This is a genomic window from Stenotrophomonas sp. P5_B8, assembly GCF_054049855.1.
Genome location: NZ_JBFULO010000522.1, coordinates 1 through 2,319 on the forward strand (window position 1 = coordinate 1; position 2,319 = coordinate 2,319).

Below are 2,319 nucleotides of genomic sequence, written 5' to 3' on the forward strand. Positions count from 1 at the left end.
GGGATGCGCATGCGATTGTCGCCTCTGCATGCTTTCTGCCTACCAATCAGGACGTATCAAAAATTCGCATTTAGAATCAATGACTTATGCTTGATTGGCGGAGAGAGTGGGATCGGATCACCACCGATCTAACCGATTCTATCCGTTGCGGAAAGCTTCTTCGGCAGGTTTCCTTGGGATGTTTCCTCGATCATAGCCAGTCTTGAGTACGGTTGGTACCGCCCTGCAGGTGGCCAAGCCTCCCGGTGTCGGCACCGTTGGCCAACGATCTCGTGACCCAAGGCGCCCCGATGGCTGCGGGTGCGGAGATACATCTAAGGGCGAGATCTAAGGTCGAATTGGAAGTTCAGATATGTGAAATTCCTCTCATTTCTCATTTGGCGACTATGGGTATGGGTGCTTGGATGGGGCCGTCCACTAACGAAAAGGAAGGCTCTATGCACCACGACACACAGCTCCACATCGCCAGCCAATTGCTCAGCGCCCTCATGGTTCAGACGTCGAGTCGGGACATCGACGATCGGGACGTAGATGTTCGGCATGCTTTGGATGTCGCCGCCGAACTGATTAGGCAGTGGGGGCCGACTACGCCCCCAGGGGGCTTTACTCCCCCGCCCGCAGCCGGCACATCGCTGAGAATGCCCGTTGACCGCTCACTCCCACCACCGGAAATGCCGGAATCAATGGAGCAATGGCGGAGCAGCAGGATCAACACGCCGATGCCCGGTCCGAAGCCAAAGCTCGGCAGACGACCTGGTCTGCACTGAGTAAGAAGAGGCCCCGCAACTGCGGGGCCTCTCGCTTTATGGACTCGGCGGCGCCGACGGACGCGATGTCGGACCAGGCCGAGGCACCAGCGGGCCCCGGCGCACCGATGGCGACACGAATACGGGCAACTCACCGCAAGACTGAGCCAACTCCGACGCTTGTTGAAGGATGTCTCTTTCGGCGGCGTCCAGCGCCGGCTGAGTCGCCATCTCTTGGGCCTTAGCCAACTCGATGGACCGCATCTCGAGCACAGCCAGACGCCTCTCTCGGCGTTTGGCCCATTCCTTGGGCGACCACTGGCTCCCTTCTCGTGGGTGGTCCGCGTTGAAGCTCTCCCACTGCTGCTGCGCCATGTGGTGAAGCCGGTCTGCTCGCCGGACCGCGCCCTCCCTCCGCCCCCTTCTCAGCAACGCCTGCTTGAGCGTGCGGATCTTGACCGCAACAGGTGCGACCAAGGGGCGTGCCTGGGCGGTGTCACCAAAGCGGACCACGTGACGGCGCACACCTGCAAGCCACTCCCGAACAACGCCCAAAGCCAAATCAGCGCGGGCTTGGGTAATCTCCCACAGGTCTCTCAGTGCAACATCAATCCACTCGAGGCAGTTCCACTGCCTCGGGGGGCGCTCTGGCCCCAAGACACCGTTCTCAATGGGAGGTAGGCGAATGCCCATCACTCCCTCAATCCTGAGATCGCCGACCGCGAGGAACGGCGCGGCAGACTTCTGCTTGGCTCGCTCAGCGAGGGCTGCCCGGTGATCGTGCGTGGGAGGAAGTCCAATGGCCCGACCCTCTGCCACAGCGTCGTGGATCAGCGATTCGAACTCTTGGTCGTTTTCCTGCTGAATCGACAGATTGGTCTCTTCAACGTGGGTGGCCTGACCTCTCCTGGCAAGCGCCGTCGCGACCTTTCCTTGATGACGAGTAGGTTCCCTAGATAGCAGCGTTGCCCGTATCGGATCACCGTCCAACAATGCTGTCTGGGCCTGCTCCTCCAAGCTGCGATGGTCCACGCGGGAACGGATGCCGGCCGCCTCCAGATGCGAGTTGATCGTGGACGCCACGGCCTCGCGAACCCACTCCACCTCGATACGCCCCGTCGGCCCACCATCCAGCTCTGTGGTCTTGTCTCCAAACCTCTCTCCGGTGATCCGTCGTGTGCTTGCCAGGATGTGGACGTGGTGGTTCACACCGTCAGTGGTTGGCGGCGAATGGATGCTTGCTTGGACGACGAACTCATAGCGGGCTACCAACACATCAGCAATCGCCCAAGCAAGTTCACTGCGCTGTTCGGCATCGAGCTCGTGTGGCAGCGACACTTCGAATTCGCGTGCAATCGTTGCGTCTTTGCGACGCTCGGCCGCTTCGACCGCGGGCCAGAGTTCGCCTGGAATTAGGGCCCATGGCGGCGCTCCTGGAGGGCCCAGGCAGCTGCTTGCGACGACGCCACCGCGGCGCCGATAGTCGTGCACTTGTCCTGTCTGAAAGTCCTTAAGGCGCAGGCCGCCGCGATAGGCGGCCGCTGCGACGGCGGACTGGCCTCGCGCACGGCTG

1 protein-coding gene is annotated in these 2,319 nt (G+C 61.4%); it reads right to left on the reverse strand.

Annotated elements, in window-relative coordinates; translation table 11 throughout:
- Positions 1–803: 803 nt before the first annotated feature.
- On the reverse strand, positions 804–2,319 hold a 1,516-nt coding region (locus ACXJKH_RS18870), incomplete at its 5' end, for a MobA/MobL family protein (RefSeq protein WP_457321667.1).